Source organism: Amycolatopsis sp. NPDC051372, from assembly GCF_040682095.1.
GTDB lineage: Bacteria > Actinomycetota > Actinomycetes > Mycobacteriales > Pseudonocardiaceae > Amycolatopsis.
This window is the reverse complement of the sequence record NZ_JBFBAF010000006.1, coordinates 203146-217624: the sequence shown is the minus strand read 5'-3', so window position 1 is coordinate 217624 and position 14479 is coordinate 203146. Positions and strand designations below refer to the sequence as shown.

17 protein-coding genes are annotated in these 14479 nt (G+C 71.4%); 13 read left to right on the top strand and 4 right to left on the bottom strand.

Going from position 1 to position 14479, the window contains the following annotated elements:
* Positions 1–11: 11 nt before the first annotated feature.
* The 5 genes from AB0M56_RS11855 (at position 12) to AB0M56_RS11835 (ending at position 4126) form a co-directional block, all read left to right on the top strand.
* Positions 12–857: a GNAT family N-acetyltransferase gene (locus AB0M56_RS11855; protein ID WP_364173960.1), complete on the top strand. Its 846-nt coding sequence runs from the start codon at positions 12–14 to the stop codon at positions 855–857.
* Positions 858–936: 79 nt separating this feature from the next.
* The gene (locus AB0M56_RS11850) at positions 937–1455 is read left to right on the top strand and encodes a sigma-70 family RNA polymerase sigma factor (RefSeq protein WP_364173958.1); all 519 of its coding nucleotides are present in this window, start codon (positions 937–939) and stop codon (positions 1453–1455) included.
* Entirely contained in the window at positions 1452–2579 is a 1128-nt protein-coding gene (locus AB0M56_RS11845) for a hypothetical protein (RefSeq protein ID WP_364173955.1), read from the top strand. Before AB0M56_RS11850 ends, AB0M56_RS11845 begins: the two co-directional genes overlap by 4 nt.
* 69 nt (positions 2580–2648) lie before the next feature.
* Positions 2649–3287, top strand: coding sequence for a PadR family transcriptional regulator (locus tag AB0M56_RS11840; protein WP_364174214.1), 639 nt, complete (start codon positions 2649–2651; stop codon positions 3285–3287).
* A gap of 161 nt (positions 3288–3448) precedes the next feature.
* Positions 3449–4126, top strand: a complete 678-nt coding sequence (locus AB0M56_RS11835) for a class I SAM-dependent methyltransferase (RefSeq protein ID WP_364173952.1) — start codon at positions 3449–3451, stop codon at positions 4124–4126.
* Positions 4127–4303: 177 nt separating this feature from the next.
* Here AB0M56_RS11835 and AB0M56_RS11830 read toward each other — a convergent pair whose 3' ends face one another.
* Positions 4304–5062 (bottom strand): SDR family NAD(P)-dependent oxidoreductase, encoded by a 759-nt coding sequence (locus tag AB0M56_RS11830; RefSeq protein WP_364173950.1) that lies wholly within the window; start codon positions 5060–5062, stop codon positions 4304–4306.
* 181 nt (positions 5063–5243) lie between these two features.
* Here AB0M56_RS11830 and AB0M56_RS11825 point away from each other — a divergent pair, with 181 nt between their 5' ends.
* A complete protein-coding gene (locus AB0M56_RS11825) occupies positions 5244–6554 on the top strand; it encodes a UDP-glucose/GDP-mannose dehydrogenase family protein (RefSeq protein ID WP_364173948.1) in 1311 nt (436 codons plus the stop codon).
* A gap of 92 nt (positions 6555–6646) precedes the next feature.
* Positions 6647–7057 carry a VOC family protein gene (locus tag AB0M56_RS11820; protein WP_364173946.1) on the top strand — a complete coding sequence of 137 codons (411 nt, stop codon included), beginning with the start codon at positions 6647–6649 and terminating at the stop codon, positions 7055–7057.
* Here the strand turns inward: AB0M56_RS11820 and AB0M56_RS11815 are convergent.
* Positions 7011–7988, bottom strand: a complete 978-nt coding sequence (locus AB0M56_RS11815; protein WP_364173944.1) for an EamA family transporter — start codon at positions 7986–7988, stop codon at positions 7011–7013. The two genes, AB0M56_RS11820 and AB0M56_RS11815, sit on opposite strands and share 47 nt — an antisense overlap.
* Before the next feature lie 100 nt (positions 7989–8088).
* On the opposite strand from AB0M56_RS11815, the gene AB0M56_RS11810 reads away from it, so the two are divergent.
* The 3 genes from AB0M56_RS11810 to AB0M56_RS11800 are packed head-to-tail and all read left to right on the top strand — an operon-like array spanning position 8089 to position 9944.
* Entirely contained in the window at positions 8089–8607 is a 519-nt protein-coding gene (locus tag AB0M56_RS11810) for a sigma-70 family RNA polymerase sigma factor (RefSeq protein WP_364173942.1), read from the top strand.
* Entirely contained in the window at positions 8600–9496 is an 897-nt protein-coding gene (locus tag AB0M56_RS11805) for a VOC family protein (protein ID WP_364173939.1), read from the top strand. The genes AB0M56_RS11810 and AB0M56_RS11805 overlap by 8 nt, the downstream gene beginning before the upstream one ends.
* A 52-nt stretch (positions 9497–9548) precedes the next feature.
* Positions 9549–9944 carry a hypothetical protein gene (locus AB0M56_RS11800; protein WP_364173936.1) on the top strand — a complete coding sequence of 132 codons (396 nt, stop codon included), beginning with the start codon at positions 9549–9551 and terminating at the stop codon, positions 9942–9944.
* A gap of 4 nt (positions 9945–9948) precedes the next feature.
* Here the strand turns inward: AB0M56_RS11800 and AB0M56_RS11795 are convergent, their stop codons facing one another.
* Positions 9949–11379 carry an MFS transporter gene (locus tag AB0M56_RS11795; RefSeq protein WP_364173933.1) on the bottom strand — a complete coding sequence of 477 codons (1431 nt, stop codon included), beginning with the start codon at positions 11377–11379 and terminating at the stop codon, positions 9949–9951.
* A 102-nt stretch (positions 11380–11481) separates the two neighbouring features.
* On the opposite strand from AB0M56_RS11795, the gene AB0M56_RS11790 reads away from it, so the two are divergent.
* Complete coding sequence (locus AB0M56_RS11790; protein WP_364173931.1) at positions 11482–12315, top strand: helix-turn-helix transcriptional regulator; 834 nt, start codon at positions 11482–11484, stop codon at positions 12313–12315.
* Here AB0M56_RS11790 and AB0M56_RS11785 read toward each other — a convergent pair.
* The gene (locus tag AB0M56_RS11785) at positions 12312–12563 is read right to left on the bottom strand and encodes a Smr/MutS family protein (protein ID WP_354865862.1); all 252 of its coding nucleotides are present in this window, start codon (positions 12561–12563) and stop codon (positions 12312–12314) included. The genes AB0M56_RS11790 and AB0M56_RS11785 overlap by 4 nt on opposite strands.
* 99 nt (positions 12564–12662) lie before the next feature.
* On the opposite strand from AB0M56_RS11785, the gene AB0M56_RS11780 reads away from it, so the two are divergent.
* Both AB0M56_RS11780 and AB0M56_RS11775 read left to right on the top strand, forming a co-directional pair.
* Positions 12663–13790, top strand: a complete 1128-nt coding sequence (locus AB0M56_RS11780; protein ID WP_364173928.1) for a sensor histidine kinase — start codon at positions 12663–12665, stop codon at positions 13788–13790.
* Entirely contained in the window at positions 13790–14458 is a 669-nt protein-coding gene (locus tag AB0M56_RS11775; RefSeq protein ID WP_364173925.1) for a response regulator transcription factor, read from the top strand. The genes AB0M56_RS11780 and AB0M56_RS11775 overlap by 1 nt, the downstream gene beginning before the upstream one ends.
* Positions 14459–14479 lie beyond the last annotated feature (21 nt).

Sequence of the window (14479 nt, the reverse complement as noted above, 5' to 3'; positions counted from 1 at the left end):
ATGTTGACGCGATGATCAAGGTCGAGCCGCCCCTTGCGATCGAGGAGTGCGAGGCGGAAGCGCTGTTCCGGCTCGAGACCGGGGGTCCCGAGCCGGTGCGTTCCGCGCTCGGCATGACGGCCACGCGCCTCGGCGGTGCGGTGGTGCTGGCGGTGCGCAACGACCCGACGGACTACTGGAGCAAAGCCCTGGGCTTCGGCCGCACGGAGCCGGTCACCGCTGAGCTGATGGCCGAGGTGTGCGCGTTCTACCGCGCGGCGGGCACGCGCCGGGCCACGCTGCAGCTCGCGCCGTCGGTGATTCCGGAGGGCTGGGCCGAGATCTGCGAGCGCGAAGGGCTCAGGACCACCTCGTCGTGGGCCAAGCTCGTCGCCCCGGTGGAAGAAGTCGTGGCTCGCGCCGACGACGACGAGCGCCGGCCGGCCGACGAGATCCGGGTCGAGCCGGTCGAACCCGGTGACCTGTACCGGTGGGCCGCGCTGATGCTGAACGTCTTCGGCATGCCCGAGGACCACTTCGCGGAGATATTCGCCGCGGCGGCCACCGAGCCGAACTGCCACCCGTTCGCCGTTTGGCTCGACGACGAGATGGTCGGCACCGCGATGATGTACCAGCACGGCGAGATCGGCCAGATGTTCGGCGGCGCGGTGGCCGAACACGCCCGCAACCGCGGTGGGCAGACGGAGCTCCTCGCCGCCCGCGCCCGGCTCGCGGCCGAGCTGGGCTGCCGCCTGCTCGTCGCCGAAACCGGCGCCGAGACCGAGGGCGAGCACAACTCGTCGCTGCACAACATGCTCAACCTGGGCTTCCAGGTGGCCTACGAGCGGCCGAACTGGGTGTGGTCACCCGCCGAGTAAATCGCCGGCTCGAGTTCGGCCGGCCAGGCAACTTTCCGGCGTTCTCCGCGATCCAAGGGGCGTCGGGGAGCGGAGGGCGGTGGGTGTGCGCGGGTTCGAGGTCTTCGTCGAGGAGCACTACGACGAGCTGTTCCGCTACGCGCTCGTGCTGACGGGCGACCGCGGCGAGGCCGAGGACGTGGTGCACGACGCGCTGCTGCGCCTGGTCAAGCACGTCGGCCGCGCGGACATCGAGCACGAGCGCGCCTACGCCCGCCAGGCGTTGTTCCGCGTCTTCCTCGCTCGCCGCGACCGTCGCCGCCGGGAGCGGCTGATGCCGATCGCCGGGGCGGACGTCGAGGCCGGGGGAGACGCCTTCGCCGTGTCGGCGGGCCGGGCGGAGATGGTCGCGCTGCTGTGGCAGCTGCCGCCGCGGATGCGGGCGGTGCTCGCGGCGCGCTTCTACCTCGACCTCGGTGAGGCGGAGACCGCGCGGCTGCTGGGCTGCGGCGTCGGGACGGTGAAGTCGTCGACGGCGCGCGGGCTGGCCCGGCTGCGGGATTTGTGGGAGGTCGCGCACGAGCCGAGTCCGGCGGCGATCGGGAGGGGACAGCGTTGAGGCAGCAGGAGTTCACCGACACCGTCCGCCGGGAGCTCGGCGAGACCGCGCTGGCGCCGCCGGAGCCGGGGGACGCGGCGCGGATGGCGCGGCGAGTGCTGGGCACCCGGACCCGCCGACGGCAGCGGACGCTGGCCGGGGCCGCGGCCGCCGCCGTGGTGCTCGCGGTGGGTGCGGCGACGATCGTCACCACTCAAACCACGTCGTCGCAGGTCCAGGCGACGCCGGTGACGCAGTGGCCTGCGCGGGGGTCGCTGGCCGGCAACGTGGACTTGATCGAGCGCGCGCGGTGGGGCTGGGGTGGGCAGGCGGCGCAGGTGGTGTTCGCCGGGAGCCGGCCCGAGGTGGGCACGATCGTCGTGCTGCGCAGCCAGGAGCACGACGGCGGAGTCCGGCTGGCGTTTCTCACCGGGCCCGAGCTGGCGGTTCAGGCGCAGCTGACCGTCCCGGCCGGCCGGCTCACGGCTCCGGCCTACGGCTTCGTCGCCTCCGCGCCGGATGGCGGCCCTGCGGCGGGCGTCGCGGTGACCGCTCCGCAAGTGGACACGGCGAGGTTCACCTCCGGCGAGACCCGGGTGGCCGACGGCCTCGCGACCGCGGAGCTCCCACCCACCGCGGCCGCGTGGAACACCTCCCTCGCCACCGGAAACCCGCAGCATCCCGTCTTCGGCACGCTCACCAGTTCGGCCCACGACGCGGCGATCTCGACGGGCACCGTCGTCCGCGCCCGGGACGATGCCCAGTTCGGCATCTCCGGGGTCGACGCGAAGCCTGGCGACGTCGTGGCGACGCGGGCCGGGTTCGTCGGCGTGATCGCCGAGGGCCGCGACGATTTCGCGGCCGTGAAGTCCAACCCGGGTGCGCTGACCGAGGCGTGGGGACTGCGCGCGACGACGGCCACCGGCGAGCCCGTCACCCTGAACGACACCGGCTCGTCGGTCGACAGCCCGGCGATCGTCACCCCCGCCGGCACCGGCGAGCTGCACGACGGCGACCGGATCGTCCTGACCGGCTTCGGCCACTCGGCCGCTGTGGTCGCCCTCGGCACCGTCCACGCCGGGCGGCTGCAGCGCGCCGTCGCCGTACCCGCCGACGGCACCGAGGTGCTTCTCATCCACCGCTGACCCTGGCGATCACCGGCCGGCTGTGCCTATACTCGTCCGCGAATACTCGTAGACGAGGAAGTGGTGGCCGTGAAGCGGCGCAAGGTCGGGAACATGCTGGGGCTGGCGGTGCTCTCGGCCCTGGTCGAGCGGCCGATGCACCCCTACGAAATGGCCTCCGTGCTGCGCGAACGCGGCAAGGACGCCGACATGAAGATCAAGTGGGGCTCGCTCTACACGGTTGTCGGCAACCTCGAGAAGCACGGCTTCGTCGCCACCGTGGAGAGCGTCCGCGACGGCGCGCGGCCCGAGCGCACGATCTATCGCCTCACCGACGCCGGCCGCGCGGAGCTGGAAGACTGGGTGGCCGAGTTGCTCGGCGAGCCGGACCTCGAGCCGACGAAGTTCCAGGCCGGGCTGTCGATCATGGCTTCGCTCGGGCCGGACGAGGTCGCCGACCTGCTGACGAAACGCCTCACGGCACTGGAAAAGCGCCTCGCTGAACGGGTTTCGGCGCTGGACACCTCGCGCGCCGAGGTGCCGCGGCTGTTCCTCGTGGAAAGCGAGTTTGAACTTGTGCTGCTGCGCGCCGAGATCGAATGGGTGCGCAGCCTGCGCGACGACCTGGCCACGAACGCGCTGCCGGGCGTCGCCGAGTGGCGGCACTACCGCGAGACCGGCGAGCTGCCGGAAGACTTGACCGCTTTCACCGAAGGCGGCCAGGAGTAGAAAGCCGGCCCCGGAGGCAGTGCTGGCACACCGCCACCGGGACCGGGGAAACCCTCGAACCGATTCCGCGGACGCGGATCCGATCCTCAGGCTGCGATCACAGGATACGGGCCCGCACTCGCCGGAGCGGTTCGGCCGACCCACCGAACTGGAGTGCAACCATGACGAACACCGAGGTCAAACGGCACCGGACCAAGCTCGTGCCGGAGATGGAGGGACCGGTCGCGCGGGCCTACGCGCGCGGTCGCGGGACGGCGCCGCAGATGTCGTACTACCGCTCATCGGCGGCCGAGCTGGCCAAGCAGCTGCCCGGCGGCGCCGACGTGTTGGAGGTGGCGCCCGGACCCGGCTTCCACGCGGTCGAGCTCGCGCGGCTCGGCTTCGCGGTCACGGGGCTGGACGTGAGCCGCACGTTCGTGTCCCTGGCGAGCCAGTACGCGCGGGAGCAGGGTGTCGCGGCGGAGTTCGTGCACGGCGACGTCGCGGCGATGCCGTTCGCGGACGGGTCCTTCGATTTCCTGATCACGCAGGCGGCGTTCAAGAACTTCGCCGACCCGGTCGACGCGCTCGACGAGATGTGGCGCGTGCTGCGGCCGGGCGGGGTGGCGCTGGTGCAGGACCTGCGCAAGACGGCCACGTCGGAAGACATCGCGGCCGAGGTGGCCGGGATGAAGCTGGGGGCCGTGAGTGCGTTCACGACGAAGTGGACACTCGGGCAGCTGCGCAAGCGCGCGTACACGCCGGAGCAGTTCGAAACGTTGGCGCGCGAAAGCCGCTTCGGTTCCTGCCGCATCACCACGGACGGCATCGGGCTGGAAGGTCGCCTCACCAAGGCCTAGTGGGCGACCCCATCACCCCGATCCATGATTGTCACGACGGTCTGGACCACTTTGTCAAGGCGGGAAAGCCTGCCTTGACGAAGTGGTCCAGACCGCGTTCAAGGTGGGGATCGAGGTGCGGGGCGGAGTCTGGGTGCTGCCAACCTCGGGTGGTCCGCTGCGGGTGTGAGCGGGTTGTTACCGCGGGGCCATGCGCAGCGCGCCGTCCATGCGGACGACTTCGCCGTTGAGGTAGTCGTGGTCGATCAGCGAGAGGGCGAGCTGCGCGTACTCGTCCGGCCGCGCCAGGCGCTTCGGGAACGGCACGCCGGCGGCGAGGCCCGCGCGGAACTCGTCGCTCACGGTGGCGAGCATCGGGGTGTCGACGATGCCCGGCGCGATGGTCAGCACGCGGATGCCCTGCGACGCCAGGTCGCGCGCGGCCGGCAGCGTGAGACCGACGACGCCACCCTTGGACGACGAGTAGGCCACCTGGCCGATCTGGCCGTCGTAGGCCGCGACGGATGCGGTGTTGATGATGACGCCGCGGGCGTCGTCGGTCAGCGGCTCGGTCTTGGCGATGGCCTCGGCCGCGATGGTGAGCACGTTGAAGGTGCCGATGAGGTTGATCTGCACGACCTTCGCGTACAGCGCGAGGTCGTGGCGGCCCTTCTTCGACAGGATGCGGGCCGAGGGGCCGATGCCGGCGCAGTTCACGACCGTGCGCAGTGGCACGCCGGAGCCGGCCGCGGTGTCCACGGCGGTCTGGACCTGGTCGGGGTCGGTGACGTCGGCCTCGACGTAGGTGACGCCGTCGACCTGCTCCGCCTTTTCGATCGAGGAGGCGAGGTCGAGCGCGAAGACGCGCGCGCCCTTGGCAGCCAGCGCCTTGGCGGTGGCGCCGCCGAGGCCGGAAGCACCACCCGTGACGAGCGCTGCGGTGTCGGTGATCTGCATCTTCAGCCTTTCTCCTGCTCGTGGTGCGGCCCTGCACCGTAACGACAGGTTAACGTTCGTTCGCACCAGCGCCGGGTGTGCTGCCTCACGCGAGAGCCGTTCTTCACTTCTCGCGTGGAGTATTCGGCGTCGCCCACTTCCGTTAGCGCCCGCTTCAACTCCGAATGTCACCTTCGGCATCATGAGCGCAGCTCGGATCGTGGTGGTGGGGACGGGGTACGTCGGATTGACCACGGGGGCATGTCTCGCGAGCCTGGGGCATCGCGTCACCTGCGTGGACGTGGACGAGGCGAAGGTCTCTCGCCTCACCGCCGGCAGAGTGGACATTCTCGAACCGGGGCTGGCCGAACTGGTCACCGGTGGCATCAACGGTGGGCGGCTGTCGTTCGTCGTCGGCGCGCGCGAAGCCGTGCAGGAGGCAGACGGTGTCTTCCTGTGCGTGCCGACGCCCATGGGCGCCGGCGGCTCAGCGGACCTGCGCGCGGTGGAGGCGGTGACCGCCGAGATCGGCGACGTGCTGCCCGCCGGCTGCGCGCTGATCACCAAATCGACCGTGCCCGTGGGCACGTCCAAGCGCATTCGCGCGATGCTCGGCCGCTCCGACGTCCCGATCGTGTCCAACCCGGAGTTCCTGCGGGAAGGCACCGCGGTTTCCGACTTCCTCAACCCCGACCGGATCGTGGTCGGCTCCGACACCCCCGGCGCGGCGCACTGGGTCGGTGACCTCTACGCGGACCTCGGCGCACCCGTCGTCGTCGCGGACGCGGCGAGCGCGGAGCTCGTGAAGTACGCGGCCAACTGCTTCCTCGCGCTGAAACTGTCCTATGTGAACTCGATCGCCGAGCTGTGCGAGCGCCTCGGCGCCGACATCGACCTCGTGACCGAGGGCATGGGCTACGACCGGCGCATCGGCCGCACGTTCCTCAAGCCCGGCCCGGGCTGGGGCGGCTCGTGCCTGCCGAAGGACACCAGCGCGCTGGTGAAGGTCGCCGAGTCCGTGAACTACGACTTCCGCATGCTCACCTCGGCCATCGACGAGAACATCGCCCAGCGCGACCGCATCGTCGCGAAGATCGCCGGTGCCTGCGGCGGCACGCTCGCCGGCGCGCGGATCGGCGTGCTGGGCCTGGCGTTCAAGGCCGGCACCAACGACCTGCGCGACTCGCCCGCCCTCGCCGTCTCCTCGGTGCTCGGCGCGCTAGGTGCGGAGATCACGGCCTACGACCCGGCGGTGGACACCGGCATCGACGGCATGACCGTGGTCGACGACCCGTACCAGGTCGCGAAGGACGCCGACGTGATCGTGGTCCTCACCGAGTGGGCCGAGTTCAAGCACCTCGACTGGACGGTGATGGCCGACGCGATGGAGGGCGACGACGTCGTCGACACCCGCAACCTCCTCGACCCGCGCACGGTCATCGACGCCGGCCTCTCCTGGCAGGGCGTCGGGCGGCCGCGCGTGGCGGGGCGAAAGCGCGTGACGGTTTCCTAGTCCTGGCTTACGATCACGGACGCGGCATCGCGTGTCGGTCACCGGCTGGGTGAGACATGGAGGTGCCGGGATGCCTTCTGGAGGCATTGTTCGTGTCCGTTTCCGTTGAGCTCAACCATCTGATCGTGCCGTCCCGGGACAACCGGGAGTCCGCCGAGTTCCTCGCCCGCTTGCTGGGTCTCGAAGTGGGCGAGGAATGGGGGCCGTTCATCCCCGTCGAAACCGGCAACGGCGTCCGGCTGGACTTCGCGACGATCCCGCCGCAGGACCTTCGGCTGCAGCACTACTGTTTCCTGATCCCCGAGGACGACTTCGACGCGTTTTTCGCGCGGCTGAAGGAAACCGGCGTGACCTACCACGCCGATCCGGCCGGCGAGCAGGTCGGCGAGATCAACCACAACCACGGCGGCCGCGGGGTCTACTTCCTCGACCCGGGCGGCAACGGCATGGAAGTGATCACGCAGCCCTACGAGCCGGACCGCGCGCGTCCGGCTGGCTGGTAGTCAGGGCGGGATCCCGTGCTCCCGGCGGGGTGCGGGATCCGGCCACCTGCACCAGCACCGCTCCCGCGAGCAGCACGGCCGCGCCGACCAGCTGCGTCGCGCCGAGTGTTTCGCCGAGCCACCACCACGCCAGCCCCGCGGCGACGAGCGGTTCCACGAGCGCCAGCACGCTCGCCAGTGCCGAAGGCAGATCGCGCAACGCGCGCAGCCCGGCCAGGTAGGGCAGCACCGTGCCGGCCACGGCCAGCACCAGCAAGGCCAGCCACACGGGCACATGCAAGCTCCCGAGCGTTGCCGTGGCGGTGATCGACGCCGGTGCCACCGTCCACGGTGGACTGACCGCGCCCACCACGACGGCCCCGATCGCCAGCCCGACCGCCGTGAGCCCCACTGAGTCGTGCCGGCCCGCGCCGCGTTCGCCGAGCAGGAAGTAGCCGGCCGAGCACACGGCCGCGCCCACGCCGGCGGCGATGCCGAGCGCGTCGAGCCGTCCGCCCTGCCAGATCCGCGCGACAAGCGCCAGCCCGGCCACGCCCAGAGCGGTCCCGGCCCACACCAGCGCCGGAAGCCGCTCGCGCCGCACCACGCGGACCCACAGCGCGACCAGCGCGGGCGCCAGGTTCACCAGCACCATCGCCACTCCGACCGGCACCCGGTCCACGGCGACGAAGAAGCACAGCTGCACCCCGGCCACGCCGAGCACGCCGTAGCCCAGCACCAGCCACACGTCGGATCCGCGGAACCGCAACGCCCACGGCCGCACCAGCGCGACGCCGGGCACCAGCACCACCGCTGCGAGCGCGATCCGGACCGCCGTCACCGCGGCCGGTGACCAGCCCGTGCCCATCACGGCCTTCGCCACCGGCCCGGAGCCGGCGAACAGCACCCACGACGTGAGGCTCAACCCCGTCGCTCGTCCTCGCCCGGCCATGACCGCAGTGTCGCCGCCCGCCACCGGCGGCGACCAACGATTTTCCGGCGGCCCGAAATTCACCCGACGGAAAACGCGGTCCCCGGACGACGATGTGGGTGTGACGGAACCGCGGGTGAGACCGGACCCGGCTTTCGCGCTGCTCGGGCTGTACGAGTCCGCGCTGCCGGAGGTCTACGGGTACCTGCTCGCGCGCTGCGGCGACCGCGTGCTGGCCGAGGAACTGACGTCCGAGACGTTCCTGGGGGCCGTCGCGGCGTGCCGCAAGGGTGGTGCGCCGCCGGTGAGCACCCGGTGGCTGATCGGGGTGGCGCGGCACAAGCTGGCCGACCACTGGCGCCGCAAGGCCCGCGAGGAACGCGGGCTGCGGCTGGTGCACGAGCCCGACACCCACGATCCGTGGGACACCGAGCTCGACGCGTTGCGCGCACGCCAGGTGCTCGAATCGCTCGGCGCAAACCACCGGGCCGTGCTCACGCTGCGGTACGTCGACGGCCTGCCGGTCGGCGACGTCGCCGCCTGCCTCGGTCGCACGGTCAACGCGACGGAAGCGTTGCTGACCCGCGCGAAGGCTGCGTTCCGCCACAGCTACGAGGAGAAAGGGGGCCGCGATGACTGAGCCGTTCGACGCGCTCGCACTGCCCCCGACGCCGGTCGACCCGGACCCGGCGTTCGCCAGGGAGCTGCGGGACAACCTGCGGCGCCTCATCCTGAACGGAGCCGAGATGACCACCACCGAAACTCCCGCCGACGCCGCCGTGCGCGCGCTCGCCCCGTACCTCGTCGTCACCGATGCCCGCGCCGCGCTGGACTTCTACGTCGAGGTCTTCGGCGCGCAGCGTCGCTCCGACCCGATCGTGATGGACGACGGCCGCGTCGGGCACGCCGAGCTGGCCATCGGCGACAGCGTGCTGATGCTCGCGGAGGAGTTCCCAGAGCTGGGCAACGTCGTCGCGCCCGAGGGCGGGCCGCTGATCCGCGTGGAGGTTCCCGACGTCCGCGAGTCGGCCCGCCGCGCCGTGGAGCTGGGCGGCGAGCTGCTGCGCCCGGTCGAGGACCGCGGGTACGGGCTCAGCGGCACGATCAAGGACCCCTACGGCCAGCGGTGGCTCGTCGCGCAGGCCGGCCACCCCGGGCGGACCGGGAAGTACGCCACGAACCCGACCCGCCACGGCGAAGCCATGTACTTCACGTTCCAGGTGCCCGACGACGAAGCGGCGAAGGCCTTCTACGGTCGCGTCCTCGGCTGGCAGTTCTCGCCGGGCTCCGTGCCGGACGCCTGGGGCTTCGAAGGTCCCGGCCTCCAGGGCGGGTTGTGGGGCGGCCCGGGCCGGCAAGTCGGCTGGAAGCTGATGTACGCGGTGGACGACCTCGAAGCGGCTCTCGCCCGCGTCCGCGACCACGGCGGCACGGCCGGTGAGGTGGAGAACCACCCGTACGGCACGACCGCCGACTGCGTCGACGACCAGGGCATCGAGTTCTGGCTCTGGGAACAGCCACACGAGTGAGAAACCCCATGACCCCAGCGGGTCCCGCGTTGCCCAGGCGCACACTCGAACCATGGCCGGGCATTGGACTCCGTGCAACGAAGCTGAGCTGACCGCCGGCTGGCGGCTGTGGCTGGAGCTGGGCTCCTGCACGTGGCCAGGGGCGGACTGGGACGGCACGCCCGCCGAGGCCGTGACCGGGCTGACGCGGTTGTTCTCGACGTGCAACGAGATCCTCGAGTCCTACCGCCGCAGCGGCGGCCCCGACGGCGCCGGGATCATCGGCCTCGTGCGCTCGATGTTCCTCGCCGCCAACTGGACCCTCGAGCTCTGGCGCGACGACACGGCACCGTTGGACGCCGAACGCGCCGCGTTGCTGCACGGCGACCTCGCGGGCTTCGCGGAACACGCCGAGGCCGTCCGAATCCTGCTCGCCCGGGGCGGCGGCTGGTCGTCGCTCCCGGGCTGAGCCGTCACCGAGGATCAGGCAGCTTCCTCGCCAGCACCACCACGAGCAGCGCCACCGCGGCCAGCAGCCCCATGACCAGCACGAACGCTCCCTCGTACCCCATTGAGCCCGTGCTCAAGCCCGCGAACAGGCTGCCGAACACGGCCACCCCGAGAGCCAGCGACGTCTGCTGCGTCGTGGTCATCACGCCGCCGCCGATGCCGGCGAGGTCGTGGGGCACGCGGGACAGGACGATGCGGAACAGCGTGGTCATGGCCAGGCCGTTGCCGATCCCGATGAGGACCATGGCGGGAGCCAGCTCCCACAGGGTGAGGTCCGGCCACGCCCACAGCGCCGAGCCGGCCAGCACGAGCAGGCCGAGCGCCGCGATCAGGCCACCGGCGAGCACCACCTTCTGGCCGAAGCGTGCGACGAGGTGGCTGCTGACCAGCGACGTCACGAAGTACGCCACGGCCATCGGCGTCAGCACGAGCCCCGAGCCGAGCGGGCCGAGGTGCAGGCCGTCCTGCAGGGTCACGGCGTAGATGAACATGAAGGACCCGAAGCCGCAGAAGAACGGCACCGCGACGACCAGGCCGTGGCGCACGTTGGCCGTGCGCAGCAGCGCCGGCGGCAGCAGCGGCATCCCGCCGCGCGCCTCCAGCCGGGTCTCGACGCGGGCGAAGGCCACCACGGCGAACGGGAACAGCACCAGCAGTGCGATGGTCCACCACGGCCACCCGAGCGCGCCGCCTTCCATCAGCGGCACGAGCAGCGTCAGGAGCGAAGCGGCGAGCAGCGCCGTGCCCCAGCGGTCGACGCCGAGCGGGTTCTCCGCGCGGCTGTCGGGCACCGTGCGGCGCGCGACGAGCAGCCCGATGAGGCCGATCGGCACGTTGACCAGGAAGATCGGCCGCCAGCTCGTGCCCCACAGGTCGGCGGCCACCAAGGCGCCGCCCAGCAGCTGGCCGACGACGGTGGCGATGCCACCCGTCGCGCCGTAGAAGCCGAGCGCGCGGGAGCGGTGTTCGCCGGTCGTGCCGGCCTGGATGATCGAGAGCACCTGCGGCAGCAGCAGGGCGGACGCCGCCCCTTGCGCCGCGCGGGCGAGCACGAGCGTCGTCGCATCGGGTGCGAGGCCGCAGACCAGCGAGGTCAGCGTGAACAGCGCGAGCCCCAGGAGGAACAGCCGGCGGCGGCCGAACGCGTCGCCGAGCCGGCCGCCGAGGACCAGGAGCACGGCGTAGGCGATGCCATACGCGGCCACCACCAGTTCCAGGGTCGCGGTCGAGGCGTGCAGGTCGGCATCGATGGTGGGGAGGGCGACGTTGACGATGAAGAAGTCGATGATCGGCAGTGCCGCCCCCAGCAGCACGGTGACCAGGCCGGCGGAGGTGAGTGCCGGTCTCGTCGGCACACCGGTGGTGTGCACCGGTGTGGTGGTTGTCGTCGTCATGACTACCACGCTCCGACGCTTTCGAACCTGGTACCAGGTGCGCTCTCATCCTGGTAGTGGGACTACCTGGTACCAGGCAACGCGCTGTGCTGAACTGGGGGCATGACCACCGCTGTCGAAGAACGCCTCCGCCGCGGCGAGCTCGGCGCGTTCCTGCGCAGCCGCCGCGCCCGCATCACGCCCGAGCAGGTCGGCCTGCCGCTCGGCGGCCGCCGGCGTACGCCTGGCCTGCGGCGCGAAGAGGTCGCGCAGCTCGCCGGCGTCGGGGTCACCTGGTACACGTGGCTGGAGCAAGGCCGCGACATCAACGCGTCAGAGCAGGTCCTCGGCGCGATTTCGCGGACGCTGCGCCTCGACCCGCACGAGCACTCGCACCTGTTCACCCTCGCCGGCGCGGCCGAACCGCCGGCCGCCAACGAGTGCAACGCCATCACGCCGTCGATGCGCAAGATGATGACCCAGCTCGAGCCCTTCCCCGTCGCGGTCCGCAACGCGCGCTGCGACCTGCTCGGCTACAACCGCGCGTATGCGTGGTTGATGGGCGACGTCGACTCCATCCCGTTCGAGGACCGCAACACGCTGGTCCAGTGCCTGCTCAACCCGGACTGGCGCAGCCGGATGCTCGACTGGGAGCAGAACACCCCGCGCGTGGTCGCGTCGTTCCGCGCGGCGATGGCCGAGCACGTGGCCGAACCGTCGTGGAAAGCGCTGGTCAAGCGGCTGAAGGCGGAGTCGCCGCTGTTCGAGCAGCTGTGGAACCGCCACGACGTGAACCCCGAGCCGATCCGCACCAAGTGTTACGACCACCCCGAGGTCGGCCTGCTGAAGTTCAACTTCACCTACCTGTACTCGGGTCGCCGCTCCGAGATCACCGTGTCCACGTACACGCCGGCCGACGAGCAGACCGCCGCGAAGCTGCCGAGCTCGTTCGACTAGAAGTGCACCAGTACCCGGCCGTCGTTGGCGGGGTCGGCCTCCACCCGCCGGTAGAGCTTCTTGAGGTGCGGCTGGTTCAGCGTGGCCAGCACACGCCGCTTCAGCTTGCCTGAGCCCTTGCCGGAAATGATCTCGACGGTCCTGATCCGTTCCCTGGCCGCGCGGAAGATCGCGGTCCGCACGGCCGCGTCGATGTCCCGGTCACTGCGGAAGATCGGGTGCAGGTCCACGGTCAGCATCTCCGGCATCGTCGGCTCCTCGGTCACTCGGGTACTGCACCGGACGTAGCCATCGTGCCGCTTCCGGACGGACGCGCGAAGGCGCCGTGAGCGGTAGTTTTCTGCACCATGCAGGACTGGTGGCGGGCGCGGAACCCGTGGTTCGGACGCGTGTTCCGGACCTTCGTGGTGCTCGTGTTCACCCTCGGCGCCACGAGCGCGGCCGGTCGCTGGCAGCCGGGCGCCCACCTGCTCAGCGCCGCGGGCGCCGCGTGGCTGGTCGCGACCGTGCTGACGCTGCTGGTCGTGCACCGCTACCCGCTGCCGGTCTTCGTGGTCACGGCCGCGTCGGCGTACGCGTTCTACGCCTCCAGCGAGCCCAACGGACCGATCATCCTGGTGCCGACCATCGCGTTGTTCATGCTCACCCGGCGCAGTGGCCCGGTGGTCGCGGGCTGCACCGGCGCCGGCGTGCTCGTCGCCGGGTACGCGGCGCACGTGATCGCCACGCGGTCGTTCGCGATCACTCCTTCGGCCGGGGTGTTCGTGGTGTGGCTGGCGGCGGTGATCGGCATCGGCACCGCCGTGCGCTACCAGTTCGCGGCCCTGGCGGCGCGGCGCGAGCAGGCGGTGGAGCACCGCCACCGCCTGGCCGAGCAGGAGCGGCTGCAGATCGCGCGCGAGGTGCACGACGTCGTGGCCCACAGCCTCGCGATGATCAACGTGCAGGCGGGCGTCGCTGCGCACGTCGCCGACCGGCGGCCGGAGCAGGCGAAAGAGGCGCTGCTGAACATCAAGGCGGCCAGTGCGTCGGCGCTCAACGACCTGCGCGCGACGCTGGCAGTCCTACGTTCGGGCGAGGACAAGGCGCCCGCACCGAGCCTTGCGCAGCTGGGCGAGCTGCTCGACCACGCGCGGTCCGCGGGCCTCGAAGTGCGGCTGCACGGCGACGCGGGCGATGTGCCCGCGCCCGTGGCCGGCGCGACCTACCGGATCCTGCAGGAGTCGCTCACCAACGTCGTCCGCCACGCCGACGGGGCGCAGCACGTGGACGTCCACCTCGACCGGCGTCCGGGCGCCCTCACGCTCACCGTCCGCGACGACGGCCGCGCCACCACCGCACCCACACCGGGCCACGGCCTGCGCGGCATGAACGAACGCGCGGCCGCCCTCGGCGGCACGGTCCACGCCGGCCTGGTCAGTGCCACCGACGGCGGTTTCGAAGTGCGGGCCGAGCTGCCCGTGAAGGGGGAATGATGACGATCACCGTGGTACTGGCCGACGACCAAGCCCTGGTCCGCGCGGGTTTCCGCGTGCTGCTGGAGACGGAAGACGGCTTCGCTGTCGTCGGCGAGGCGGGCGACGGCGCGCAAGCCGTGGCGCTCGCGGCCGAGCACAAGCCCGACATCGTGGTGATGGACGTCCGCATGCCCGGCACCGACGGCCTCGAAGCAACCCGCCGCATCACCGCCGACCCAGCGCTCGCCGACGTGAAGGTGCTGGTCCTGACCACTTTCGACGTCGACGAGTACGTCTACGAGGCCCTGCGCTCGGGCGCGAGCGGCTTCCTGCTCAAGGACACCGAGCCGGTGGAGCTGCTGCGCGCGCTGCGCGTGGTCGCCGCGGGCGAGGCGCTGCTGGCCCCGACCGTGACGCGCCGGCTGATCTCGGAGTTCGTCGGCCGCCCGGAGCATCGTCGCATCGACACCGCCGCGGTCAAGGAGATCACCGACCGCGAACGTGAGGTCCTCGGCCTCGTCGCCGGCGGCCTGTCCAACGACGAAATCGCCGCCCACCTGGTCATCTCCACCGCCACGGCGCGCACCCACGTCAGCCGCATCATGACGAAGATCGGCGCCCGCGACCGCGCGCAGCTCGTAGTCCTGGCGTACGAATCAGGCCTCGTGACGCCGAGACGCAACTAGCCCGAAGGTGTGAGTTACGCC

Bases quoted from the DNA above. Each gene is read 5' to 3' on its own strand.
- AB0M56_RS11855 (WP_364173960.1), top strand. From the start codon at position 12: ATGATCAAGGTCGAGCCGCCCCTTGCGATCGAGGAGTGCGAGGCGGAA.
- AB0M56_RS11835 (WP_364173952.1), top strand. From the start codon at position 3,449: ATGACGAACACCGAGGTCAAACGGCACCGGACCAAGCTCGTGCCGGAG.
- AB0M56_RS11830 (WP_364173950.1), bottom strand. From the start codon at position 5,062: ATGCAGATCACCGACACCGCAGCGCTCGTCACGGGTGGTGCTTCCGGC.
- AB0M56_RS11825 (WP_364173948.1), top strand. From the start codon at position 5,244: ATGAGCGCAGCTCGGATCGTGGTGGTGGGGACGGGGTACGTCGGATTG.
- AB0M56_RS11815 (WP_364173944.1), bottom strand. From the start codon at position 7,988: ATGGCCGGGCGAGGACGAGCGACGGGGTTGAGCCTCACGTCGTGGGTG.
- AB0M56_RS11805 (WP_364173939.1), top strand. From the start codon at position 8,600: ATGACTGAGCCGTTCGACGCGCTCGCACTGCCCCCGACGCCGGTCGAC.
- AB0M56_RS11800 (WP_364173936.1), top strand. From the start codon at position 9,549: ATGGCCGGGCATTGGACTCCGTGCAACGAAGCTGAGCTGACCGCCGGC.
- AB0M56_RS11795 (WP_364173933.1), bottom strand. From the start codon at position 11,379: ATGACGACGACAACCACCACACCGGTGCACACCACCGGTGTGCCGACG.
- AB0M56_RS11790 (WP_364173931.1), top strand. From the start codon at position 11,482: ATGACCACCGCTGTCGAAGAACGCCTCCGCCGCGGCGAGCTCGGCGCG.
- AB0M56_RS11785 (WP_354865862.1), bottom strand. From the start codon at position 12,563: ATGCCGGAGATGCTGACCGTGGACCTGCACCCGATCTTCCGCAGTGAC.
- AB0M56_RS11780 (WP_364173928.1), top strand. From the start codon at position 12,663: ATGCAGGACTGGTGGCGGGCGCGGAACCCGTGGTTCGGACGCGTGTTC.
- AB0M56_RS11775 (WP_364173925.1), top strand. From the start codon at position 13,790: ATGACGATCACCGTGGTACTGGCCGACGACCAAGCCCTGGTCCGCGCG.